This is a genomic window from Nocardia sp. NPDC003693 (genome assembly GCF_053981095.1).
Genome location: NZ_JBSFNO010000029.1, coordinates 11,869 through 35,951, shown reverse-complemented (window position 1 = coordinate 35,951; position 24,083 = coordinate 11,869). Strand labels below are relative to the sequence as shown.

Here is a 24,083-nt window from a genome sequence, read left to right as displayed (position 1 = left end):
GAGGGCCGTCCCGCCCAGCGAACAGACTATTCGCTGAAATTTTGCCAGAGCCCAGTTACTTCGGTTGATATGTCTGAATTCAATCCGGTGCCCTATGCGAATTACGGGAAAATCGCGAGGTTTGCTTTGAAGTAGCTGTCTTAAATATCGCTCCGCCAACGCCGTTCGTTGCCGGGCAACTCGAGATCACCACCGATCCGGTCGGCGTGATGCTCCGAATCATAGGGCGTGGATCACGTCCTAAGGCTCGCGCGTGCGCGAAAGCCGTAAGGGTTCGGGGCACGGGGGTTCGGGGAGTTGCGTCAACAGCGGCAGAAGGAGTGATTGATGAGTTCATTGGCCACCGATCGTGTCGACCAATGTGCTTCCGGTGAAATCTCGCTTCAACCATTCGCGCTCTCTCCCGCGCAATCGGCTCTCTGGTTCGCCCAGCGGATTCGGCCCGACATTCCGCTCACCATCGCCCAGTACGTGGAGATCCACGGCGATCTGGATGTCGGCCGGCTGCTGTACGCCGTCGAGCGGTTCGGCGCGGAGACCGAGGTCGGTCATGTGCGGATGTGGGAGATCGACGGGGTTCCGCACCAGGCGGTCGACCCCACCTGGCGTCCGGGCTGGGCGCGCATCGATCTGCGCGAGGAACCGGACCCGCGCGGCGCGGCCCTGGCCTGGATGAACGATCACGCCAGCTCGCCCATCGACATCGAACACGATCCGCTCACCATCAATGTGGTGCTGCGGACCGGTGATTCGGACTACATCTGGTACTCGCGCGGCCATCACATCGTCATCGACGGCTACGGCGCCATGAACGCGCTCACCCGCACCGCCGAGATCTACACCTCGCTCGAGGACCACACCGAGCCCGTGGTCTCGCGCGCCACCCCGCTGTCCACCATCTACGGTGACGAGAACCGCTACCGCGAGACCAGCCGCTTCCGCAGCGACGGCGACTACTGGCGCGAACAGCTCGAGGGCGTGAGCGAGCCCATCACCCTGGCCGGGTCCGGTGCGGTCGCGGCCGGATCCGACGCGAGCCGCCGCTGCGCCACCGCGGTCCTGGGCCAGCACGTGGCCGACGCCGTGCAGGCCGCCGCGTCCGCGTTCGGCTCCAACACCTCCGCGCTGTTCGTGGCCGCGCTGGCCTGCTACGTTCGCGCCGTCACCGGCAACCAGGACGTCGTGCTGTCGCTGCCGGTCTCCGCGCGCACCACCGTGGCGCTGCGCCGCTCGGCGGGCGTGGTCTCCAACGTCGTACCGCTGCGCGTGCACTTCGACGGCTCGGCCACCGTCGCCGACGCGGTCCGCGCGGTCGAACTCCAGATCACCGGCGCCCTGCGGCATCAGCGCTACCGCAGCGACGACATCCGCCGCGACTGCGGCTACTCCCGCGACGCCCGCGGCTTCTTCGGGCCCATGGTCAATCTCATGCTGTTCCACAGCGAATTGAAGTTCGGCAGCCTGGTCGGCTCGCTCAACGTGCTCTCCACCGGCCCGGTCGAAGACCTCTCGATCAACCTCTACAACGGCGTCGGCAACCGCATCCACATCGACTTCGAGGCCAACCCGCGCCTGTACGGCGACGCCGAACTGACCATGCACCACGGCCGCTTCCTGGACTTCCTCGAGCGGTTCCTGCGCGCGGCGCCCGAGCAGATCGTCGGCGACCTGCCCGCCCTCACCGACCTCGAACGCGAACGCGTGCTGCACGAATGGAACTCGACCCGCGTCGCGCGCCAGGAAGGCACCCTGGCCGGTCTGTTCGCCGACCGCGCCGCCCTGAGTCCGGCCCGGGTCGCGCTCGACTTCGAGGGCGAGATCCTCACCTACTCCGCCTTCGACGAACGCGCCAATCGCCTGGCGCGCGAACTCATCTCGCGCGGCGCGGGCCCCGACACCGTGGTCGCGCTCGCCATGCGCCGCAGCCACGAACTGCTCGTCGGCATGTACGCCGTGGTCAAGGCCGGCGCGGCCTACCTGCCCCTGGACCCCGACCATCCCGCCGACCGCGTCGCCCAGGTACTCGACCAGGCGCACCCGCTGTGCGTGCTGACCTCCACCCGGGACGCCCTCGAACTGCCCGCCGGCGCACCACGATTCGACATCGACGCCGCCGACCTGAGCGCGCACTCGCCCCGCCCGGTCACCGACGCCGACCGCACCGCCCCGCTGCGCCCGGATCACCTGGCGTACGTGCTGTTCACCTCCGGATCCACCGGCAAGCCCAAGGGCGTCGGGGTCAGCCACGCCGCCATCGTCAACCGGCTGCGCTGGATGCAGCACGCCTACCCCCTCGACGCCACCGACGTGGTGCTGCAGAAGACCCCCGCCACCTTCGACGTCTCGGTGTGGGAATTCTTCTGGCCCTTGCAGATCGGTGCGCGCCTGGTCATCGCCGCCCCCGACGGGCACCGCGACCCCGGCTACCTGGCGCGGATCATCGCCGAGAAGCGCGTCACCACCGCGCACTTCGTGCCCTCGATGCTCTCGGTCTTCCTCACCGACACCGACGTCGCCGGCTGCACCGGCCTGGCCCGGGTCTTCTGCTCCGGCGAAGCCCTGCCCGCCGCCACCGTCGCCGAGTTCCACACCGCCCTGGGCACCGGCCCGGACGCGCCGCAACTGCACAACCTGTACGGCCCCACCGAAGCCGCCGTCGACGTCACCGCCTGGCACTGCGTCCCCGGCGCCACCGACGTGCCCATCGGCTCCCCGGTGTGGAACACCCGCACCTACGTCCTGGACACCCGCCTGCAGCCCGTCGCGCCCGGCGTCGTGGGCGAGCTCTACCTCGCGGGCGTGCAGCTGGCGCGCGGATACCTGGGCCGCCCCGGCCTGTCCGCCGACCGGTTCGTGGCCAACCCCTTCACCCCCGGCACTCGCATGTACCGCACCGGCGACCTCGTGCGCTGGCGCGCCGGGCGCACCGGAGTCCTGGAATACCTGGGCCGCAGCGACTTCCAGGTCAAGATCCGCGGCCTGCGCATCGAACTGGGGGAGATCGAGACCGCGCTGCTGAGCGACCCGCGCGTCGCCCGCGCGGTCTGCGTGGCCCGGCGCGGGCGCGGTGGCGACGAACTCGCCGCCTACGCCGTCGCCGCCCCCGGCGCGGGCCCGCTCGACCCCGCCGAACTCGGCGCCGGTCTGCGCAAACTGCTGCCCGGCTACATGGTGCCCGCCGCGCTCATGGTGCTCGACGAACTACCGCTGAGCGCCAACGGCAAGGTCGACCGCAAGGCCCTGCCCGACCCGGAGATCACCCTGCGCCGCCCCGCGCGCGTGGCCACCGAACCCGGCACCGAGGCCGAACGCCGCCTCGTGGCCGTGTTCGCCGAGGTCCTGGGCACCGAGGACATCGGCGTCGAGGACAGCTTCTTCGACCTCGGCGGCAACTCGCTCAGCGCCGCCCGCGCCATCGCCCGGGTCAACGCCGCCCTGGGCACCGCCCTGACCATCCGCGATCTGTTCGAATACGCCACGGTCACCGCCCTGGCCGCGCGCCTGGACGCCCCGCAGGCCGAGAGCGCCTCACCCATCCTCGCCGCCGGTGAACGGCCCGAACACATTCCGCTGTCCCTGGCACAGCAGCGGCTGTGGATCCTCAACCGCTTCGCCGAGCACGCCGCCGCCTACAACATGCCGCTCGCGGTGGAACTGACCGGGCCCCTGGACATCTCGGCCCTGCGCGCCGGCCTGCTCGACGTGCTCGAACGGCACGAGAGCCTGCGCACCACCTTCCCCGACACCCCCGACGGTCCCGGCCAGGTCGTGCACCCCGCCGCCGAGATCCCGCTCACCCTCGACCCCGTCGACGCCGCCGCCGGCGACGTGGTCCGCCTCGCCGGTGAATTCGCCGGCTACGGCTTCGATCTGCGCAGCCAGGCCCCGGTGCGGGTGGCGCTCTACGCCACCGGCCCGGACAAGCACGTCTTCCTCATGGTGCTGCACCACATCAGCGGCGACGGCTGGTCCATCGCCCCGCTGACCCGCGACATCATGAGCGCGGTCGCCGCCCGCACCGCCGGTTCGGCCCCCGACTGGACGCCCCTGCCGGTGCAGTACGCCGACTTCGCGCTCTGGCAGCGCGAACTGCTCGGCGACGAGGCCGACCCGGCCAGCGCGCTGTCCAAGCAACTGGCCTACTGGCGCGCCGCGCTCGCCGACCTGCCCGATCAGCTGGACCTGCCGCTGGACCGCCCGCGCCCGCGCCGGCGCTCCACCGACGGCGGCAGCGTGGAATTCACCATTTCCGCCGCCACCCGCAAGGCGCTGGCCGCGGTCGCGGCCGACCGCGGCGTCAGCACCTTCATGGTGCTGCACGCGGCGCTGGCGACGGTGCTCGCGCGCCTGTGCAACACCACCGACATCGCCATCGGCACCCCCATCGCGGGCCGCAGCGACCCGGCGCTGGACGAACTCGTCGGCATGTTCGTCAACACCCTCGTGCTGCGCACCCGCGTCGATCCGGCCGCCGGATTCGACCGCATGCTCACCGAGGTCCGCGACACCGACCTCAACGCGTTCGCCAACGCCGACGTGCCCTTCGAACGGCTCGTGGACGTGGTCAACCCCGAACGCTCCGCGGCCCGCCACCCGCTGTTCCAGGTCATGCTCTCCTACGACAGCACCCCGGAACTGAGCTTCGACCTGCCCGGGCTCAGCGCCGCCGTCCTGCCCATCCAGGTCGACGTCGCCAAGTTCGACCTGCAGCTCACCGTGCACGAACCCCTGGGCGCGAGCGCCGAGGACGCCGGGCTCACCGCCGAATTCGGCTACGCCGCCGACGTTTTCGACCACGCCACGGTGGAGGCCATCGCCCGGCGCTTCGGCGCGGTGCTGGCCGCGGCCGTCGCCGACCCCAGCGTGCCCGTCGGCGACCTGCCGCTGCTGGACGCCCGCGAAACCGCGAAGCTCGTCCCCATCGTGGGCGCGCCGGGCGAACCCGGCACCACCCTGGCCCGCCTGCTCACCGACACCGCCGAGCGCGTGCCCGACAACGTCGCGGTCCGATTCCAGCACCGCGACACCACCTATCGCGATCTCGACGAACGCTCCAACCGCCTCGCCCGCGTGCTCATCGAACACGGCGCCGGCCCCGAGGTGGTGGTGGCGATCGCGCTGCCCCGCAGCCTGGACAGCATCCTCGCGGTGTGGTCGGTCGCCAAGACCGGCGCCGCGTACGTGCCCATCGACCCCGACTACCCGGCCGACCGCATCGCGCACATGCTGTCGGACTCCGGGGCCATGCTCGGCATCACCGACGCCGACCACCACGCCGGCATGCCCACCTGGCCCGCCAAGCGCGGACGGCACCGCAAGACCTACGTCGACTGGCTGCTGCTGGGCTCGGACGAGCTGACCGCCGAATGCGCCCGGTTCCCCATCACCCCCGTCACCGACGCCGACCGGCACCACCCGCTGCGCACCGCGGGCCCGGCCTACCTGATCTACACCTCCGGCACCACCGGCAAGCCCAAGGCCGTGGTCGTCACCAACGCCGGCCTCGCCTCGCTCGCCCACGAGCAGATGCACCTGTTCAAGGTCACCGACACCGCCCGCACCCTGCACTTCTCCTCACCGAGCTTCGACGCCTCGGTACTCGAACTGCTGCTGGGCTTCGCGGCCGGCGCCACCGTCGTAGTCGCCCCCGCGGGCATCTACGGCGGCGCCGAACTCGCGAATCTGCTGCGCGCCGAACGCATCACGCACGCCTTCGTCACCCCCGCCGCCCTGGCCACCGTCCCCGCGGACACCCTGCCCGAACTCGACGCGGTCATCGTCGGCGGCGAAGCCTGCCCCGAGGACCTGGTCCGCGTCTGGACCGATCCGGCCGCGCGCCCGGCGGATCTGCCGCAGCGCCGCATGCACAACATGTACGGCCCGTCCGAGGCCACGGTCGCCGCCACCGCCACCGGACCCATGGTCGCCGGGCAACCGGTGCCCATCGGCCTGCCGGTGCGCGGTATGCGGCTGTTCGTGCTCGACCCCCGCCTGCACCCGGTCCCGCCGGGCGTCGCGGGCGAGCTGTACCTGTCCGGCCCCGGCCTCGCGCGCGGCTACCTGGGCAGGCACGGCCTCACCGCCCAGTCCTTCCCGGCCAACCCGCACGGCCGGCGCGGTGAACGCATGTACCGCACCGGCGATCTCGTGGTCGCCGACACCACCGGGCAGCTGCGCTTCCTGGGCCGCGCCGACGACCAGATCAAGATCCGCGGCTTCCGCATCGAACTGCGCGAGATCGACCACGTCCTGCGCGCGCACCCCGGAATCACGTTCGCGCTCACCGTCGTTCACAACGACGAGCGCGGCATCCCGCGCCTGGTCGCCTACCTCACCGCCGACGGCGACCTCGATCCGGCGGCCGTACTGGCCACCGCGCGCGGGCGCCTGCCCGGCTACATGGTGCCCGCGGCGCTCACCGTCCTGGACACGGTGCCGGTCACCCAGTCGGGCAAGCTCGACCGAAAGGCCCTGCCCGCACCGGATTTCGCGGCCATCGCGCCCTCGCGCGCCCCCGGCACCGACACCGAGCAGCAGGTCGCGCAGGTCTTCGGCGCGGTCCTGGGCGCACCGGTGCACGGCGCGGAGGACAACTTCTTCGACATCGGCGGCAACTCCCTGCTCGCCACCCGGCTCACCGCCGCCCTGCACCACGAGTTCGGGGTGGAACTGCCGGTCCGCGCGATCTTCGAGGCCCCCACCGTGGCCGGGGTCGCGGCCCGCGTGCAGGAAGCGCCCCGGACGCGGAAAGCGGCGCTGGCGGTGCACACCCCGCGCCCGGAGCGCGTACCACTGTCCCTGCCGCAGCAGCGACTGTGGTTCCTGAACAGATTTTCCCCCGAATCCAGTGCCTACAACATCGCGTTCGTGCTGCGAATCGACGGCGATCCGAACGTCGAAGCGCTGCGCGCCGCCCTCACCGACCTGGTGGAGCGGCACGAGGTGCTGCGCACGATCTTCCCCGAGGACGAACAGGGCGCCTTCCAGCGCCTGCTCGAGACCGCGCACTGCCTGCCCGCACTGGACCCCATCGAAACCGACGAGACCGGCGCCCAGCACACCCTGCGCGAGCTGGCCCGCCGCGGCTTCGACCTGACCCGCGAGATCCCGCTGCGAATGACGTTGCTGCGCACCGGCAATCGCCGGCACCTGCTCGGCATCGTGCTGCACCACATCGCCGCCGACGGCTGGTCCCTGGGCCCCCTCACCCAGGACCTCGCCATCGCCTACACCGCGCGGCACGGCGGGGCCGCCCCGGCCTGGACGCCACTGCCGGTGCAGTACGCGGACTTCAGCCTCTGGCAGCGCGCCTGCCTCGGCCAGGAGTCCGATCCCGAGAGCGCCGCGGCGATCCAGCTCGCGTACTGGCGCACCGCCCTCGCGGATCTGCCCGAGGAGATGCCGCTGCCCTACGACCGGCCCCGCCCGGCCGCGCCCACCCAGCGCGCCGGCACGGTGCGCTTCGAGGTCGGCCAGGATCTGCAGCGGCGCATCGCCGACGTGGCTCGCGCACACGGGGTCAGCGTGTTCATGGTGCTGCGCACCAGCCTCGCGGTCCTGCTGCGCACCGTCACCGGCGGTCGCGACATCGTGATCGGCACCCCGGTCGCCGGGCGCGGGGACACCCGCCTGGACGAGCTCGTCGGCATGTTCGTCAACACCCTGATCCTGCGCTCGGACGTGGACCCCGATCGCGGCTTCGCCGAACTGCTGCAGGCCGACCGCGACACCGAACTCGCCGCCATGGCCAACGCCGAGGTGCCGTTCGAACGGGTCGTCGAGGAACTCGGAACCGGCGGCGTCCGGCCCGTCCTGCAGGTGGCACTCACCGTGCAGGACACCCCGGTCCCGGTCCTGCGCCTGCCCGGATTAGCCCTGCAGGCCGACGAACTCGACATCGCACTGGCCAAGTTCGACCTCGAACTGCGGGTCCTGCCCGGCACGGAGCCCGACCAGCGTGTCTTCGAATTCCTGTACGCCGCCGAGCTTTTCGACCAGGCGACGGTACTGACCCTGGCCGAGCGGCTGAACCGGATCTTCACCGCTGTCGCGGCCGACCCGCGCGTGCGGATCCGCGACATCGACGCCCGCACCGACACCGAACGCGAACTGTTCACCCCCGCCTGGGGTCCGGCCCCCGAACCCCAGTGCAGCCTGGCGGCCTACTTCGCCGCCACCGCGCACCTGAACCCCGATCGCGATTTCGTGCAGTTCGGCGACACCGCGCTGAGCTACCTCGAATCCGACGTGTACTCGAATCGCCTGGCGCGCGCGCTCATCCGGCGCGGGCTCGGCCCGGGGGACCGGGTCGCGCTCGGGCTGACCCGGTCGGTGGAATCGGTGCTGTCGGTGCTGGCCGTGGCCAAATCCGGCGCGGCCTTCGTCCCGGTCGATCCCAACTACCCGGCGGACCGGGTGCGGCACATGCTCACCGACTCCGGCTGCGCCGTCGGCATCAGCATGATCGAACACGCCGACCGGCTCTACACCGCCGCCGGCGAGCACGCCATGGAATGGTTGCTGCTCGACGACCCCGAACTCCTGGACGAACTCGAGGTCCTGGACGACGGCCCGATCACCGACGCCGACCGCGTCGACACCCTGTGGACCGCCGATCTGGCCTACGTCATCTACACATCGGGCTCGACCGGAAAACCCAAGGGCGTGGCCGTGACCCACGGCGGCCTGTCCAACTTCGGCGACGAGATCCGCGACCGTATGCGGGTCGAGCGCGAATCGCGCACCATGCACTTCTCCTCGCCGAGCTTCGACGCCGCCATCTTCGACCTGCTGCTCACCATCGGCGCCGGCGCGACCATGGTCATCGTGCCGCCGGAGGTCTACGGCGGCGACGAACTCGCCGCCCTCATGGAACGCGAGGAGATCAGCCACACCTTCCTGACCCCCGCCGCCCTGGCCACCATCGACCGCGACGCCTGGGAGCTGCCGAGCCTGCGCGCCATCGCCGTCGGCGGCGAGGCCTGCGGCCCGGAACTGGTGTCCCGCTGGGCACCCGGCCGCCTGATGTTCAACGGCTACGGGCCCACCGAGGCCACCGTGGTCATCAGCATCGCCGGGCCCATGCGGCCCGGGGAACCGGTCACCATCGGCACCGTGGTGCGCGGCGCGCGAGCCCTGGTCCTGGACGAACGCCTGCGGCCGGTCCCGATCGGGGTGCCCGGCGAGCTGTACGTCGGCGGCCAGGGCGTCGCCCGCGGCTATCTGGACCGGCTCGGGCTCACCGCCGCCCGGTTCGTCGCGGACCCGTACGGTCCCGAGGGCGGGCGCATGTACCGCACCGGCGACGTCGTGCGCTGGACCGCCGCCGGCGAACTGTTCTACCTGGGCCGCAGCGACCACCAGGTCAAAGTGCGCGGTTTCCGCATCGAACTCGGCGAGATCGACGCCGTGCTCACCGCCCACCCCGCGATCCACTTCGCGCACACCGAGGTTCGCGAGCTGGCGGGCACCGCGCGCATCGTCTCGTTCGTCCTGCCCGCCCAGCCGGGCGCCGCGGTCGAACTCGACGCGCTGCGCGCGCACTGCGCCGAACGCCTGCCCGCCCACATGGTCCCCGGCTCCATCACCGTGCTCGAGCGCATCCCGCTGACCCCGGTCGGCAAGCTCGACCGCGCCGGCCTGCCCGAACCGCAGGCCGTGGTCGCCGCGCTCTCCCGCGAGCCCGAGACCGAGACCGAGATCCTGGTCGCGGCCATCATGGGCGAACTGGTGGGCGCCGACCGGCTCGGCGCCGACGACAGCTTCTTCGAGGTCGGCGGAAACTCGCTGCTGGCAACCCAATTGGTGGCCCGCCTGGCCGCGGCCACCGGTGTCCGGCTCGAGGTGCGCGCCCTGTTCACCGCGCCCACCGTGGCCGGACTCGCCCTCGCCCTGGACAGCGGACCGGCCACCACCGAACTGCGGCCCGAACCGCAACGGCGGCCGCGGCCCGAGGCGATACCGCTCTCGGCCGCCCAGCGCCGGCTGTGGTTCCTCGAGAAGTTCAACGCGAGCGGGCAGGCACTGGGCGCGTACAACGTCCCGGTCGCCCTGCGCCTGAGCGGTGAACTCGACGTGCAGGCCCTGCACGCGGCGCTGCACGCGGTCCAGCGCAGGCACGAAACCCTGCGCACGGTCTTCCCCGAACTCGACGGCGAACCCCGCCAGCACGTGCTGGACGCGGCCGCCGCGGCCATCGCGCTGCCGCTGCGCACCGTCGCCGCGGGCGAGGTGACCGCCGAGGTGCGCCGCGTGGCCGCCGCCGGGTTCGAGCTGGCCACCACGGTGCCGGTGCGCGCGGCCCTGCTGCGCCTGACCGGAACCGAGAGCGTCGTCGCCGAACACGTGCTGGTCCTGGTGGTGCACCACATCGCCATGGACGGCTGGTCCCTGCAGCCGCTGGCCGCCGACGTCGCCGCCGCCTACCGCTCCTACGCGGGCGGCCGCGAACCCGACTGGCCCGAACTGCCCATCCAGTACGCCGATTACACGCTGTGGCAGCAGGACGTACTGGGCGCCGAGACCGAGCCCGACTCGGTCATCAGCCGCCAGCTCGACTACTGGCGCGGCGCCCTGGCCGGGATCCCGGAACTGCTCACGGTCCCGGCCGACCGGCCGCGCCCGCCGGTGCCCAGCTACCGCGGCGGCACCGTCGAGTGCACCCTGGACGCCTTCACCCACCGCGAACTGCAGGCCCTGGCCGCCGAGCACGGCGTCACCATGTTCATGGTGCTGCACGCCGCGCTGGTCGCCCTGCTGCACCGGGTCACCGCCGGGGACGACATCACCGTCGGCACACCCATCGCCGGGCGCGGGCATCCGGCCCTGGACCGCATGATCGGCATGTTCGTCGGCACCCTGGTGCTGCGCACCCGCATCGACTCCGGCGCCGCCTTCGGCGACCTGCTGCGCGCGGTCCGCGACACCGACCTGGAAGCCTTCGCCCACGCCGACGTGCCGTTCGAGCGGCTCGTCGAGGTGCTCAACCCGGTGCGCTCGCAGGCGCACCACCCCATGTTCCAGGTCATGCTCTCGGTGCAGAACCAGCCCGTCCGGGTCCTGGAACTGCCCGGCCTGCGCATCGAGGCCGCCGACGCCGATCCCGGCATCGCCAAATTCGATCTGCAGTTCACCCTCACCGAATCCTGGACCCCGGCCCGCGAACCCGACGGCATCACCGTCTCGGTCGACTACGCCGCGGACCTGTTCGAGCACGCCACCGCCCAGCGCCTGGCCGACCGTTTCGCGCGCCTGCTGGGCGCGGCCGCGGCCGGCCCCGCCACCGCGGTCGGCGATCTCGAACTCCTGGACCCGGCCGAATGGACCGCGCTCGCCCCGGTACGCGGCGCCGAAGCCGGTGCGCCCGTGACCTTCCCGGCGGTGTTCGAGGCCGCCGCGAACCGCAACCGCCAGGCCGTGGCGGTGCGGGCGGGCGGCACCCAGATCTCCTACGACGCCCTGGACCGCTGGACCAACCGGCTCGCCCGGGTGCTCATCGGCTACGGCGTCGGCCCGGAAACCCTGGTGGCCATGGGCATTCCGCGCTCGGCCGAATCGGTCGCGGTCATGCTGGCCATCGCCAAGGCCGGCGCCGCGTTCGTCCCGGTCGACCCCACCTACCCGGCGCAGCGCATCAGCCACATGCTGTCCGACTCCGGCGCGGGCATCGGCATCACCCTGTCCAAACATCGCGAGCACATGCCCGACGGTGCGAACTGGACCGTGCTGGACGCCCCGTCCTTCCGCCGCCGCGTCCTGGCCGCGGCCGACACCCCGATCCAGGACCGCGAACGCATCACCCCGCTGCGCATGGAGAACCCGGCCTACGTCATCTACACCTCGGGTTCCACCGGCGTGCCCAAGGGCGTCGTCGTCACCCACGGCGGCCTGTCCAACTTCGCCGCCGAGACCGCCCAGCGCTTCGAGGTCGGCCCCGGCTGCCGCGTACTGCACTTCGCCACACCGAGTTTCGACGCCGCCATGCTCGATCTGCTCTTCGCGCTCGGCGGAGCCGCGACCCTGGTCATCACCCCGCCCGGGGTGGTCGGCGGCGACGAGCTGGGCGCGGTGTTCGCCGAGGAGGGCATCACCCACGCCTTCATCACCACCTCGGCGCTGGGCACCGTCGACCCGGCCGGCATCACCGCGCTGCGCCACGTCCTGGTCGGCGGCGAGGCGCTGCCCCCGGACCTGGTCACCCGCTGGGCGCCGGGCCGCAAGCTCTACAACGTGTACGGGCCCACCGAGACCACCATCGTCACCGTGATCTCCCAGCCCATGACACCGGGCGGGCCCATCACCATCGGCGGTCCCATCCGCGGCGTGCAGGCCACCGTCCTGGACGGGCGCCTGCACCCGGTGCCGGGCGGGGTGACCGGTGAGCTCCAGCTCGCGGGCGCCGCGCTGGCCCGCGGCTACCTGAACCGGCCCGGGCTCACCGCCCAGCGCTTCGTCGCCAACCCGTTCGGCAAGCCCGGCGAACGCATGTACCGCACCGGCGACCTGGTGCGGTGGACCGAGAACGCCGGGCGCGCAAGGGATCTGGAGTACGTGGGCCGCACCGACCACCAGGTCAAGATCCGCGGCTTCCGCATCGAACTCGGCGAGATCGACGCGGCCATGGCCAAGCACCCCGCGGTCGAGTTCACCACCACGATCGGGCATCGCACCCCGGCGGGCGTCACCGCGCTGGTGGCGTACGTCAAGCCGCGCGCGGGCACCGCGCCCGCGGTGGCCGAACTGCTCGCGCACGTGGCCGAGCTGGTACCCAACTACATGGTCCCGCAGTCGATCATGCTGCTCGACCGGGTCCCGCTGTCCCCGGTCGGCAAGCTCGACCGCAAGGCGCTGCCCGAGCCGGTGTTCACCGCCGGCGAGGGCTACCGGGCGCCGAGCACCCCGACCGAGGCGGCCCTGTGCGCGGCCTTCGCCGAAGTGCTCGGGATCGAGCGGGTCGGCGCGGACGACGGCTTCTTCGAACTCGGCGGCAACTCGCTGCTCGCGACCAAGGTGGTCGCGCAGCTGCGAGCGGGCGGTATCGAGCTGCCGGTGCAGGCCATGTTCGGCGAATCGAGCCCGGCCGCCATCGCGCGCCGGCTCGCCGACGCCGACGGTGACACCGGGGCGGCGCTGGCCGCGGCCCTGCGCCCGGTGCTGCCGCTGCGCCCGATCACCGATTCGGCGCTGCCGCCGCTGTTCTGCCTGCACCCGGCCATCGGCCTGGCCTGGTGCTTCGCCGGACTGCTCGCGCACATCCCGGGGGACCGGCCCGTCTACGGTCTGCAGGCCCCGCACGTGTCCCGCGACCCCGAACACGCCCGGCTGCAGCACTCGAGCATCGAGGAAGCCGCGAAATACTATGTGGCGCAGATCAAATCGGTGCAGCCGTACGGTCCGTACCACATCCTGGGCTGGTCGCTGGGCGGGCTGCTCGCCCACGAGGTCGGCGTCCAGCTGCAGGAGCTGGGCGACCGCGTCGCACTGCTGGGCATGATGGACAGCTACCAGCTGTCCGAGCGCTGGCTCGCCGACGCGGTTCCCAGCGTCGCGGACATCATCGGCGAATTCGGCAGCGACCTGCTCGGCGACACCGATATCGACCCGCGCCTGACCCTGCCCGAAGCGGCGGAACTGCTGCGCAACCGGCCGGGCCCGTTCGCGGCGCTCACCGTCGATCATCTCGAACGGCTCTACACCGGATACGCCAACGGCGCGGAACTGGCCCACGCGTTCCGGCCCGGCGTCTTCGACGGCGACGTTCTGTTCTTCACCGCCGCCGACGACGAGATCAACCGTGCGGACCCCGCCCGCAACGCCGCGAGCTGGGAACCGTACGCCACCGGCACCGTGCACGATCACCTCGTGCGCTGCCGGCACGCGGGCATGACCACGCCCGAAGCCCTCGCCGCCATCGGACCGGTGCTGCGAGAACACCTGGCGGCGAGTCACTCTCGCACCGAGCGGGAGGAAGCCCGATGAGCCTGGCAGTGGAAGTCAACGGACTGGTCAAGTACTACGGCAAGGTCCGGGTGCTGGACGGCATCGATCTCGAGATCCCGTCCGGCACCGTGATGGGCCTGCTCGGCCCCAACGGGGCGGGCAAGACCACCACGGTCCGCATCGTCACCACGCTGCTCCGCCCCAGCAAGGGGTCGGTGCGCGTCACCGGGGTCGACGTCCTCGAGGACCCGGCCCGCGCCCGCACCCGGCTCGGCCTGTCCGGGCAGTACGCGGCCGTGGACGCCAACCTCACCGGCTTCGAGAACCTGCGCATGGTCGCCCGCCTGTACGGCATGAGCCAGAAACAGGCCGGGGACCGCGCCACCGAACTGCTCACCGCCCTCGGCCTCGACCACGCGGCCGGGCGGCTGGCGGGCACCTACTCCGGCGGTATGGCCCGCCGGCTCGATCTGGCCGGCGCCCTGGTGCGCCGGCCCCCGGTGGTGGTCCTGGACGAGCCCACCACCGGGCTCGACCCGCGTGGACGGCTCGACATGTGGCGCGTCATCGGCGACCTCGTCGACGACGGCACCACCGTGCTGCTCACCACCCAGTACCTGGAGGAAGCCGACCTGCTCGCCGACCGCATCACCGTCATCGACCGCGGGCGGGTCATCGCCCGCGGGTCGGCCGACGAGCTCAAGACCTCCATCGGCGGTGACCGGCTCACGGTCACCCTCGCACCCGGGCAGGACCCCAAACCGGCGATGAAGGTGCTCTCGGGGGTCGGGGTCGGCGAACCCGGCTACGACGCCGACGCGGTCACCATCGTGGTCGGCGACGGCACCCGCACCATGGTCGAGGCGCTGCGCCGGCTCGACGACGCGGGCATCTGCGTCGTCGACGCGGCCGTGCACCGTCCCAGCCTGGACGACGTATTCCTTTCTCTCACCGGCAAATCCGCCGAACGCAAAGCACCCGTCCGCTCCCTCGACACCGTGCAAGAGGAGATCCTGTCGTGACCGCCCTGAACGACGCCCCCGCGCCCCCCGCGGACGCGCCCGCGCGGGACCGCGCCCCCGGTACCGCATCCGAGTCATTCATGGCCCTGCCCCGCGTCTTTCGCGACAGCGCCATCGTCGCCTACCGCAATCTGCTGACCATCCTGCGCGTGCCCACCCTGCTGGTGACCGCCACCATCCAGCCGCTGATGTTCGTGTTCCTGTTCGCCTACGTGTTCGGCGCGTCGCTGGGCGGCGGGCAGTACCGCGAATTCCTGCTGGCCGGAATCTTCACCCAGACGGTCGCTTTCAACGCCGCCTTCACCACCGTCGGCCTGGCCAACGACCTGCACAAGGGCATCATCGACCGCATGCGCACCCTGCCCATGTCGCGGCTGGCGGTGCTCATGGGCCGCACGCTCTCGGACCTGGTGGTCAACATCCTGGCGCTCTCGGTCATGGTGGGCTGCGGGTACGCGGTCGGCTGGCGCATCAACGGCGGCATCCTGGACGCCGTGCTGGCCTTCGGGGTGATCCTGCTGTTCGCGTTCGCCATGTCGTGGGTGGGCGCGCTCACCGGGCTGCTGTCGCCGAGCGTGGAGGTCGCCCAGAGTGCGGGCCTGATCTGGCTGTTCCCGCTGACGTTCATCTCCTCGGCGTTCATCTCCGGGGAGAGCCTGCCCGGGCCGCTGCGCGTGATCGCGGAATGGAATCCCATCACCGCGGTCGCCGCGGCCGGGCGCAAGCTCTTCGACAACGGCGCCCCGCCCACCTTCGTGCCCGCCGACGGCTGGCCGGCCGACCATTGCGTCGAGTACGCGATCCTGTGCTCGCTGGCGATCCTCGCGGTCGCGGTGCCGATGTCGCTGCTGCAGTACCGCAAGGTCGCCAGTCACTGAGAGCGGTTCCCGGCCACTGTGCCCGGGCCGCCCACCCGGCCCGGACACAGCGAAGAGCCCCCCACCCGATTCGGGTTGGGGGGCTCTGTCGTTCGGCGCCCGAGCTGTCTCGGCTACGCGCGGCGGCGGCTCTTGATCAGATCCATCCGCTCCTGCAGCAGCTCCTCGAGCTCTTCCTTGCTGCGACGCTCCAGCAGCATGTCCCAGTGGGTGCGCGGCGGCTTGACCTTCTTGGGCTCGACCGTGGTGCCCTCGAGCAGAATGCCCTCCTGGCCGTTACGGCACAGCCAGGTCGGGGGGATCTCGGCGTCGTCCGCGAACGGCACGTCGAATTCCTCGCCGTTCTCGGTCCGGTACTTCGCCATCCGACGCGGCGCGAGGTCGTGGTCGCGGTCGGTCTCGTAGCTCACCGCTCCGAGTCGACTGCCCCGGAGTACGCGATCTGCCATGAGTGCGGTCCCTTCTCGCCTAGCGGCAACGTTCTACGTAGTGTCTCGTCTCCGCTCAACGCTTCGACGTGACCTTCGGTTCCCGTGGAGAGAACCCGTCCATTCTACCGGTCCGGCGGTACTGCTTTCGTTCGGCGTGCCCACCGCCCGGTCGGGGCCCGGAACCGTTAATGTTCCGGACCATGTTGCGCCACCGCATGCCCTGCCAATGGTGTGGGAGGGAGATCGCCGATTCGGAGATCGGCCGCCGTCGGCGCTATTGCCGGCAATCCTGTCGCCAGCGTGCCTACGAGCATCGAAACAGTGTGAAGGGCACCGGTATTCCCGAGGACTCGGTGGTGCTCTCCGCCCAGGAGGTCGCCGACCTGTCCGATCGCTGGTTCGCCGCGCGCTGTGCCGCGGAGGACGTGGCGACCGCGGTGCAGGAGGGGGCCGATCATCGCGAACTGGCCGATCTCACCGAGACATTGGTGCGGTTGACGCGGGACGCGGAACGCCTGCGCTGAGCACGACCGGATCGGCCGCCGCGCGGCCGTGTACGAGATGAACCAGTCCGATACCCGCCGCGGTGACCGCCGCGACCACACCCAGCGCGGTGGCGGTCGCGGCATCGGGATCGAGCAGGGGCTGACCGCGCAGCGCCTGCCAAGTCAACACACCCAGCAGACCGGCGTACCCCAGGGCCACGACGCCGAGGAGATCGGCGCGCGCGCGTTCGCGGCGCAGCCACGGGATCCGCGGGGCCAGTTTCGCCAGCACGACCGCGAGCACGATCAGCAGTTGGATGCCGTGCAGTCCGATGAAGTGCGGGATGCGCAGATCGCCGCCGTTGGTGCTCCAGTGCGTGATCGGCATGGTGTCGACCCCGTCGCGCAGGACCGGCTGCTCGGCGCCGGTGATGACGGTGTGCCCGGCGGCCAAGGGGATCGGGTTGCCGTAGGCGTCGGTGGCCTGCTGTTTACCGGTGAAGCCCATGAGATAGCCCAGCGCCATACCCGCCACGGCCAGGGCCAGGCCCAGGTGGATCGCCCGCGAGGTGGGCCGGTCGGTGACCCGCTGCCACGAAAGCACGAGCGCGATAACCAGATTGGCGGCGAACAGGCCCGGCACGCCGGAAGCGAACACCATCTGCCCGATGTTGTTCCAGGCGTCGTCCTCGTTGCTGAAATGGCTGAAGGTGCCGCGCGCGGCCTGGGTGACGATGAAACCGACGTCGACGACAGCGGTCACGGCGAAGATCGTGCCCATCCACCAGGTCAGGCGCTGCCCGCGATGCTCGAAGGCCAGGAGCCAGGTCAGGGTGCCGGTGTAGAGCGCGAACGCGAACGCGAACTTGAGCGGTTTGAGCCACACCGACTCCCCGAGCAGTTGCCGGTCGTCGATTGCCATGGCGCACAGGCAGAACAGGGCCAGCACGGTCATGGCGGCGGTGGTGAACAGCAGGGGCCGATGGAACCGGCGAGCGGCCGGGGCGAGCGCGGTGGTCATGTCGCTGACGCTAGGAGCGCGGGGCCGCACCGCACCTCACCCGGCGGTGGGGTCGGCACGTAGTACCGCGGTAGGGGTTCGCGCCGGTCGTGAAAACCATGCGGGGACACCGCGATCGGAGCGCTACGGGCCGTGGGCCTAGGGGTCGACCCCGAGGATCCGGTTCGAGTCGTCGGGCTGCTATCTCGAATCCCGGTACGCGACACCGCCGCGCGGACCCGGCGCCGCGAGTGCCGGCTTGACCCTCACGCGGCGTGAGGTCGCAGGCTGGCCCTATGAGCGACACCTTTCCCGCTTTCGATATCAGTCCCGTTCCCGTCCCCGGCCCGGACGCGGTGCCGCCCGCGCTGTTCCGCGGTCTGTACGGCATGCCCATGTTCGTCACGATCCCGGTCGTGGACCTGGCGGCCTCGGTCGATTTCTGGGTGCGCGGGCTCGGGTTCTTCGATCTGTTCACCGTGCCCGGGCAGATCACGCATCTGCGGCGCTGGGCGTTCCAGGACGTCCTGCTCGTACCGGGTGCGGCGGGGCCCTCGATGATGACGGTCAGCTTCTCGTGCGTGCTGAGCCAGCTCGAGGAGATCGCGGCCGCGTGCGACGGGCTCGTGCCCGGGTGTGTGAGCGGGCCGCGGGCGATGCCGTGGAACTCGGTGGAGCTCGAGGTCCGCACACCCGAGGGCGCCCGCGTCATCATGACCGGGGCGCGTCCGTACGATCCCGACAGTGCCGAAGCCGAACACCTGCGAGCGATGGGAATCGACGGGCCCGATGTACCCGCTGCCCGATGAGCTGACCGTCGGCGCGGTGGCCGCCCGGCTGGGGGTCACCGTGCGGGCGCTGCACCACTGGGACTCCATCGGCCTGGTGTGCCCGTCCGAGCGTTCGGCGGCGGGCTACCGGCTCTACACGGCCGCCGATGTGTCCCGCGCGCACCGGGTACTGATCTACCGGGAGCTGGGGGTGCCGCTGACCGATATCGGGCCGATGCTGGACGCGCCCGGCGCCGGCGCGCTGGAGGTGCTGCGCCGTCAGCGCGATCAGATCGGCGAACGTGTCACCGAACTCGAGGCGATGGGCGCGGCCCTGGACCGCTTGATCCGGGCGCGGGAATCGGGCCTGCTGCTCTCGCACGCGCAACAGCGGGAGATCTTCGGCCCCGAGTGGGAGCCGGGCCATGTCGCGCGGGCCGGGCAGCGCTGGGGTGAGACGGCCCAGTGGGCGCAGTACGCCGAACGCGCGGCCGATCGCACCCCGGACCAGTGGCGGGTGATCGCGGCGGCCCTGGACGAGCTGCACGCCGCGCTGGCGGCCGCCTGCCGCGCGGGCACGGTCCCGGGCAGCCCCGAGGCCGACGCGCTGGCCGAACGCCACCGGGTCTCGATGGCGGCGTATTTCGACTGCTCGCACGCGATGCAGGTGTGTCTGGGCCGCACCTATGTGGAGGAGCCCGGTTACCGGGCCTTCTACGACGGGCTGGCCCCGGGGCTGGCGAGCTGGCTGCGCGCGATCATCGACGCCAACGCCCGCGCGCACGGCGTCGATCCCGGGACCGCGACCTGGGGCTGACCCGTCCGGGCCGCGGTGTCATCGGGTACCGGCGGTCGTGCGAACCGCGCACGATGGCCGGACGGGGATCGCGGTGCCCGAATCATGGTCGGCGCCTGGGACATACGACGACACCGGCGCGGGAACCCCTCATCGATTCCCGAGCCGGTGTCGGCGGTCGTGCGTATTCAGGTGGAGCCGTGCGGGTCTCAGTCGACCGGTGCGCCGACGTCGATGCCGCGGGCGGCGAGCCAGGGCATGGGGTCGATCGGGGCGCCGGGGGAGTTGTGCACCTCGTAGTGCAGGTGCGGGCCGGTGGAGTAGCCGCGGCTGCCGACGGTGGCGATGTCGTCACCGGCGCGGACCTGCTGGCCGGGGGCGACCAGGATGTCCTGCATGTGGCCGTAGACGCCGATGGTGCCGTCGTCCTGCTGGATGCGGACCCACAGGCCGAAGCCCGAGGCCGGGCCGGCCTCGATCACGGTGCCGTCGGTGACGGCCTTGATCGGGGCGCCGAAACCGTCGCCGAAGTCGATGCCGTTGTGCGCGGCGCCCCAGCGCTGGCCGAAGCCGGAGGTGAGCGGGCCGGCGACCGGGCGCACGGTGCGCGGGCGGTTCTGCTCCTGCTGCTGCTGGATACCGAGGTTGTTCAGGAAGTCGGTGACCTCCGGCGGCACGTTCTGCGGCATCTGCGCTTCCCACGGGGTGAACGCGGTGAAGTTGGCCTTCTGCACGCCGGGGATGTCGGCGGAGACCAGGCCCGGCGCGGAGTCGGCCAGTACGGTGGAGGCGTTAGCGGAGAGTTGGCTCGCGGAGGCGACGGCGGTGTCCTGGTCGGCGGCGGCGACAACTCCCAGGGCGGAGCCGACGACGGCGGTAACGGCCACTGCACGAGTTGCGGCCGTCCGGTACTTGCCGGCCTTGAGGGCTTTGGATAACGGAACGGTTACGGGCATGCATCGAACGTAACCGAGGTTATGACCGGGTCAGAAATGCTGTGCCTACCGTCACATCGGTACAAAATCCCAGTTCGAATGTCACGACTACATAACGACATGGAGGTAATTTCGTTATGACATTGGTGAAAGGGTATTTCGGGTGTATTGACCTCGACCCTGCCCTGCGGGCAACCTGTGTAAGTGCCCGCTAACGGAGTCCGAGTCATGACCGCTCTCGCGGACCCCACGCGCCGTGCGATCTTCGAGGCTTTGCCGTCCGGAGCGCGGTCGGTCGGGGAGCTCGCGGCGGCCGTCGGCGTCAGCAGTTCCGCGGTATCGCAGCATTTGAAGGTGTTGCGGGAAGCTCGCCTGGTGATGTCGCAACCCGCGGGCAACCGCAGGCTGTACTCGCTGGACCCACGGGGGCTGGCGGACTGCCGTGACTATCTCGAACAGTTCTGGCCCAGCGCCATCGCCGCCTACTCGGCCGCGCTGTCCTCCGCGCGGGCCGATCTGGCCGATATGTGAGGGTTCCCGCCCGTACGGGAGGGGGGACAGGTCCGGCTCAGCCGACCCGGCGGTACGCCTGCTGCCCGCGCCGATCCAGCCCGGTGCCCGGCCACGGCCGCTTGCGCAGCTGCTTGTCCACGGCGTTGATCACCTCGGGCACGTCGATCTTCAGCAGACCGGGGTCGGGTGTCTGGGCGGCCGGGTCGCCGACCTGCCCGGCCCACAGCACCGCGTGCCTGCCCAGCAGATGCGGCGGCGGCCCGCTGCGGCTGGGCGGGGTCGGCCCGAACAGCAGCACCGTGCGGGTGCCGAACGCGGTCGCCAGGTGCGCGACCCCGGTGTCCCCGGCGACCACCAGGGCGGATTCGGCGACGGTGGCGGCCAGTTCGATGAGGTTCTGTTCCCCGGCCAGCACCTTGGACACGGGCAGCCCGGCGCGCGCGGCGACCCCGAGGGCGATGTCGCGTTCGGTCTCGTCGCCGGTGAGTACGACATCGCGGCCCTGAACGAGCAGGTGGCACACGACCGCGGCGAAGCGGTCCGGCGGCCAGCGCCGCGCGGGTGCGCCCGCCCCGACGTGCACCACGACGCAGTCGCGATGGCTGGTGGTGGCCACGGGCGGGACCAGGCCCAGATTGCGGCGGTCCGCGGCGATGCCCTCGGATTCGAGCAGGTGGCACCAGCGGTCGACGTCGTGCATGTCGGGATCCCAGTCGGGTCCGGTGAGTTCGGGGAAGTAGGGATTGCGATAGGTCAGGACACGGTCGGGGTTGGTGCGCAGCAGCTCGGCGAGCCCTTCGGTGCCGCAGCCGTGCAGGTTCACCGCGAGGGCCGGCGCCTCGCCGTCCCAGCGCACGGCCGAGGGGCCCGCGATGGGCACGAGTTCGTCGACCGCGGCGATGAGATCGATGATCGGTTTGAGGCGGTGCGGTGCGGCCAGTGCGATGTGATCCTGGGGCCTGGCCCGGCGCAGCGCGCGCAGCGCCGGGACCGCGGTGAGCAGATCACCCAGTCCGCGAGCCCGCAGCACGAGTACAACCGCCACCTGATCTCTCCTAGCCGTTCACTGCCCGCAATGTCCTTGCCTGCACCGTTTTCCGCGCGTCGCCGCCGGTCTCGGCGTCGCGGCCCCACAAGGGGAGAGCCCTCCAATGCGGGAACACCGAGGGCCATTAGGAGAGGACTACCCGAGCGGCCGCGGCGCGAAACACCACGGCGCGCGGGACTCGCGACTATTTATTACTACCGCCCGTCGGAGGCGCGCGAGATCAACTACCGTGTCTGGTCATGGACTTCGTCTACAACCTGGTGGTCGTGTCCCATCTGCTCGGTATGGCGGCCGTGGTCGGCGGATACGCCGCCGGTCAGCCCCGGGTCTCCGAGCTCATGGTGTGGGGTGCGCGTGCCCAGGTGATCAGCGGCATCGTGCTGGTGGGCCTGGCCGAGTCGATCGACTCGCTGGGTAAGGACCTCGACATGGCCAAGATCGGGGTCAAACTCGTTGTGGCCGTTCTGGTCGCGGCGTTCGCCGAGATGGGCCGGGCCGATGCCAAGCGCGGTAGGGCGGTGGTGTGGATGACCCACGCGGCCGGCGGGCTGGCCATCGTGAACGTCTTCGTCGCCGCGCTCTGGCACTGACCCGCGCGCGGGGTCACGACCCCTGCGCGCCCGAATCCGGCACGCGCGCCGGGGTTGCCGCGGTGGCGAGGGCGCGCGCGAGTTCGGCGGCGACCACCGCCTGCCCGGCCATGGTCAGGTGAATGTGGTCCGCGCTCAGCCAGTCCGGGCGCAGGCGGGCCGGATGGTCCCAGAACTCGGTGAGGATGGCGTCGTGCCGGCGCGCGACCCGGCGGACCGTGTCGGCGTAGTCCGCGAACAGGGGGCGCAGGGGCCGGAGTTTGCCGGTGAAGGCGTCGGCGAGGGTGAACAGGGACAGGCGCGCGCCGGTGGCGGCGAGTTCGGCGCACAGGTCGTCGAGGTCGCGTTCGACGGTGTCCATGCGCGCCCCGCGCTGGAACAGATCGTTGCCGCCGCCGGTGACCAGGATCAGGTCGGGGCGGAAATCGGTGACGCGGGAACGCTGTTCGGCGCGGATCTCGGGCAGGGTGGCGCCCATGCGGCCGGTGTTGAGGTAGTCCGATTCGGGGTGCGCGGCCAGGAGCCAGCGGGCCAGGCGGTCGGCCCAGGGCACGCTCGCGTAGCCGGGGCGGGGGTCGCCGATGCCCGCGGCGATCGAGTCGCCCACGACCGCCAGGCGTCGCCACGGTATGTCCGCGAACAGGTTTCGGGCTTCGGCGTCGGATAGCAGCAGCGGGTCCTCGGCCTCGGTGGCGGGGTGGGGGCCGAGGGCGTCGAGATCGAGTGCGGCGGTGTGGATGTCGCGGGTGGCGGGGTGTGGGGTGCGAATGTCGTTGGTGGTCATGGTCGGTGTGCTCCTGGGGTATACGGGTCATCGTCACTGTGACGTTGCTCGGTGGCGGCGGGTGTCGCGACGTGTGCGGTGTCCCGGGGTGTCGCGGGGCCGTCCGGGAACCTAAACTGTACGTACGATCGTTCGTATTGTTGAAAAGTACGACCGATCGTGTGCTTTGGCAAGTCGAAGTGACACCATGAAGGGATGGCCGACCCCGTGCAGACCGCTGAACAGCACATCCCCGCCCCGATCTCCGACCAGCGCCTCCTCAAGGGCGCCCGGGCCCGCGCCGGCATCGCCCGCCACGCCGCCGACGTCGCCTCGGTGGAAGGGCTCACCGGACTGAGCCTGGGCAGGCTCGCCGGTGACCTCGGGGTCAGCAAGAGCGGGGTGGCGACCCTGTTCGGCACCAAGGAGAAACTCCAGCTGGCCGCGGTGGCCGCGGCTCGGGAGGTCTTCATCGAGCACGTGGTCCTGCCCGCCCGCGCGGAACCGCGCGGCATCGACCGGCTGCGCGCGTACATGCGGTGCTGGTTCGACTACATCGACACCCCGGTGCTGCCCGGCGGCTGCTTCCAGGTCGCGGGCATGGCCGAATTCGACAGCCGCCCCGGCCCGGTGCACGACGCCCTGGCGGCCACCCGCGCGGAATGGTTCGCCGTCCTCGAACGCGAGATCACGCGCGCCCAGGAGGCGGGATTCGCCGCGAGCGGCACCCCGCACGCGGTGGCGTTCCAGCTCGACGCGTTGATCAGCTCGGCCAACACCGCCGCCCGCATGGGCGAGGAGACCGCGATCGCGACCGCCCGCGAGATCGTCGCGGGGCTGCTGGACCGGCGCGCGGAGTAGGCGGCCGTTCCGTGCGAACCCTGTCACCGAGTCCGGAGTGACCGCCGATCCCG

General features: G+C 71.3%; 14 protein-coding genes. 9 read left to right on the top strand and 5 right to left on the bottom strand.

All coding sequences use genetic code 11. The features are described 5' to 3' along the window. The first annotated feature begins 327 nt into the window (after positions 1-327). The 3 genes from ACWDOP_RS27345 (at position 328) to ACWDOP_RS27335 (ending at position 15,838) form a co-directional block, all read left to right on the top strand. Positions 328-13,977, top strand: coding sequence for a non-ribosomal peptide synthase/polyketide synthase (locus tag ACWDOP_RS27345; protein WP_456347331.1), 13,650 nt, complete (start codon positions 328-330; stop codon positions 13,975-13,977). Next, on the top strand, positions 13,974-14,960 hold the full coding sequence (locus tag ACWDOP_RS27340) for an ATP-binding cassette domain-containing protein (protein WP_454206235.1): 987 nt from the start codon (positions 13,974-13,976) through the stop codon (positions 14,958-14,960). The genes ACWDOP_RS27345 and ACWDOP_RS27340 overlap by 4 nt, the downstream gene beginning before the upstream one ends. Before the next feature lie 80 nt (positions 14,961-15,040). Next, the gene (locus ACWDOP_RS27335) at positions 15,041-15,838 is read left to right on the top strand and encodes an ABC transporter permease (RefSeq protein ID WP_454206309.1); all 798 of its coding nucleotides are present in this window, start codon (positions 15,041-15,043) and stop codon (positions 15,836-15,838) included. Between the two features lie 113 nt (positions 15,839-15,951). Here ACWDOP_RS27335 and ACWDOP_RS27330 read toward each other — a convergent pair whose 3' ends face one another. Continuing rightward, positions 15,952-16,287 carry an RNA polymerase-binding protein RbpA gene (locus tag ACWDOP_RS27330; protein ID WP_354988743.1) on the bottom strand — a complete coding sequence of 112 codons (336 nt, stop codon included), beginning with the start codon at positions 16,285-16,287 and terminating at the stop codon, positions 15,952-15,954. A gap of 182 nt (positions 16,288-16,469) precedes the next feature. On the opposite strand from ACWDOP_RS27330, the gene ACWDOP_RS27325 reads away from it, so the two are divergent. Beyond that, entirely contained in the window at positions 16,470-16,793 is a 324-nt protein-coding gene (locus ACWDOP_RS27325) for a hypothetical protein (RefSeq protein WP_354988742.1), read from the top strand. Here ACWDOP_RS27325 and ACWDOP_RS27320 read toward each other — a convergent pair. Then, complete coding sequence (locus tag ACWDOP_RS27320) at positions 16,744-17,775, bottom strand: hypothetical protein (RefSeq protein ID WP_456347330.1); 1,032 nt, start codon at positions 17,773-17,775, stop codon at positions 16,744-16,746. The two genes, ACWDOP_RS27325 and ACWDOP_RS27320, sit on opposite strands and share 50 nt — an antisense overlap. Before the next feature lie 275 nt (positions 17,776-18,050). Here ACWDOP_RS27320 and ACWDOP_RS27315 point away from each other — a divergent pair, with 275 nt between their 5' ends. Together ACWDOP_RS27315 and ACWDOP_RS27310 are read left to right on the top strand one after the other, a co-directional pair. Further along, positions 18,051-18,563 carry a VOC family protein gene (locus ACWDOP_RS27315; RefSeq protein WP_456347329.1) on the top strand — a complete coding sequence of 171 codons (513 nt, stop codon included), beginning with the start codon at positions 18,051-18,053 and terminating at the stop codon, positions 18,561-18,563. Further along, positions 18,499-19,341: a MerR family transcriptional regulator gene (locus tag ACWDOP_RS27310; protein ID WP_456347328.1), complete on the top strand. Its 843-nt coding sequence runs from the start codon at positions 18,499-18,501 to the stop codon at positions 19,339-19,341. The genes ACWDOP_RS27315 and ACWDOP_RS27310 overlap by 65 nt, the downstream gene beginning before the upstream one ends. Before the next feature lie 188 nt (positions 19,342-19,529). Here the strand turns inward: ACWDOP_RS27310 and ACWDOP_RS27305 are convergent, their stop codons facing one another. Beyond that, on the bottom strand, positions 19,530-20,276 hold the full coding sequence (locus ACWDOP_RS27305) for a M23 family metallopeptidase (protein ID WP_456347327.1): 747 nt from the start codon (positions 20,274-20,276) through the stop codon (positions 19,530-19,532). 207 nt (positions 20,277-20,483) lie between these two features. On the opposite strand from ACWDOP_RS27305, the gene ACWDOP_RS27300 reads away from it, so the two are divergent. Next, complete coding sequence (locus ACWDOP_RS27300; RefSeq protein ID WP_354988737.1) at positions 20,484-20,786, top strand: ArsR/SmtB family transcription factor; 303 nt, start codon at positions 20,484-20,486, stop codon at positions 20,784-20,786. Between the two features lie 37 nt (positions 20,787-20,823). Here the strand turns inward: ACWDOP_RS27300 and ACWDOP_RS27295 are convergent, their stop codons facing one another. After that, complete coding sequence (locus tag ACWDOP_RS27295) at positions 20,824-21,813, bottom strand: glycosyltransferase family 9 protein (RefSeq protein WP_454206245.1); 990 nt, start codon at positions 21,811-21,813, stop codon at positions 20,824-20,826. Between the two features lie 242 nt (positions 21,814-22,055). Here ACWDOP_RS27295 and ACWDOP_RS27290 point away from each other — a divergent pair, with 242 nt between their 5' ends. Further along, positions 22,056-22,406, top strand: a complete 351-nt coding sequence (locus tag ACWDOP_RS27290; RefSeq protein WP_456347326.1) for a hypothetical protein — start codon at positions 22,056-22,058, stop codon at positions 22,404-22,406. Between the two features lie 13 nt (positions 22,407-22,419). On the opposite strand, the gene ACWDOP_RS27285 is transcribed toward ACWDOP_RS27290, so the two are convergent. Continuing rightward, positions 22,420-23,190, bottom strand: a complete 771-nt coding sequence (locus tag ACWDOP_RS27285) for an SGNH/GDSL hydrolase family protein (protein ID WP_456347325.1) — start codon at positions 23,188-23,190, stop codon at positions 22,420-22,422. Positions 23,191-23,385: 195 nt separating this feature from the next. Between ACWDOP_RS27285 and ACWDOP_RS27280 the strand changes: the two genes are divergently transcribed. Beyond that, positions 23,386-24,030 (top strand): TetR/AcrR family transcriptional regulator, encoded by a 645-nt coding sequence (locus ACWDOP_RS27280; protein WP_456347324.1) that lies wholly within the window; start codon positions 23,386-23,388, stop codon positions 24,028-24,030. The last annotated feature ends 53 nt before the right edge of the window (positions 24,031-24,083 follow it).

What these genes read in the sequence shown, in the direction of transcription:
- ACWDOP_RS27290 (WP_456347326.1), top strand. Translation starts at nt 22,056, where the DNA reads ATGGACTTCGTCTACAACCTGGTGGTCGTGTCCCATCTGCTCGGTATG.
- ACWDOP_RS27335 (WP_454206309.1), top strand. Translation starts at nt 15,041, where the DNA reads ATGGCCCTGCCCCGCGTCTTTCGCGACAGCGCCATCGTCGCCTACCGC.
- ACWDOP_RS27280 (WP_456347324.1), top strand. Translation starts at nt 23,386, where the DNA reads ATGGCCGACCCCGTGCAGACCGCTGAACAGCACATCCCCGCCCCGATC.
- ACWDOP_RS27345 (WP_456347331.1), top strand. Translation starts at nt 328, where the DNA reads ATGAGTTCATTGGCCACCGATCGTGTCGACCAATGTGCTTCCGGTGAA.
- ACWDOP_RS27285 (WP_456347325.1), bottom strand. Translation starts at nt 23,190, where the DNA reads ATGACCACCAACGACATTCGCACCCCACACCCCGCCACCCGCGACATC.
- ACWDOP_RS27340 (WP_454206235.1), top strand. Translation starts at nt 13,974, where the DNA reads ATGAGCCTGGCAGTGGAAGTCAACGGACTGGTCAAGTACTACGGCAAG.
- ACWDOP_RS27315 (WP_456347329.1), top strand. Translation starts at nt 18,051, where the DNA reads ATGAGCGACACCTTTCCCGCTTTCGATATCAGTCCCGTTCCCGTCCCC.
- ACWDOP_RS27325 (WP_354988742.1), top strand. Translation starts at nt 16,470, where the DNA reads ATGTTGCGCCACCGCATGCCCTGCCAATGGTGTGGGAGGGAGATCGCC.
- ACWDOP_RS27330 (WP_354988743.1), bottom strand. Translation starts at nt 16,287, where the DNA reads ATGGCAGATCGCGTACTCCGGGGCAGTCGACTCGGAGCGGTGAGCTAC.
- ACWDOP_RS27320 (WP_456347330.1), bottom strand. Translation starts at nt 17,775, where the DNA reads ATGACCACCGCGCTCGCCCCGGCCGCTCGCCGGTTCCATCGGCCCCTG.
- ACWDOP_RS27305 (WP_456347327.1), bottom strand. Translation starts at nt 20,276, where the DNA reads ATGCCCGTAACCGTTCCGTTATCCAAAGCCCTCAAGGCCGGCAAGTAC.
- ACWDOP_RS27300 (WP_354988737.1), top strand. Translation starts at nt 20,484, where the DNA reads ATGACCGCTCTCGCGGACCCCACGCGCCGTGCGATCTTCGAGGCTTTG.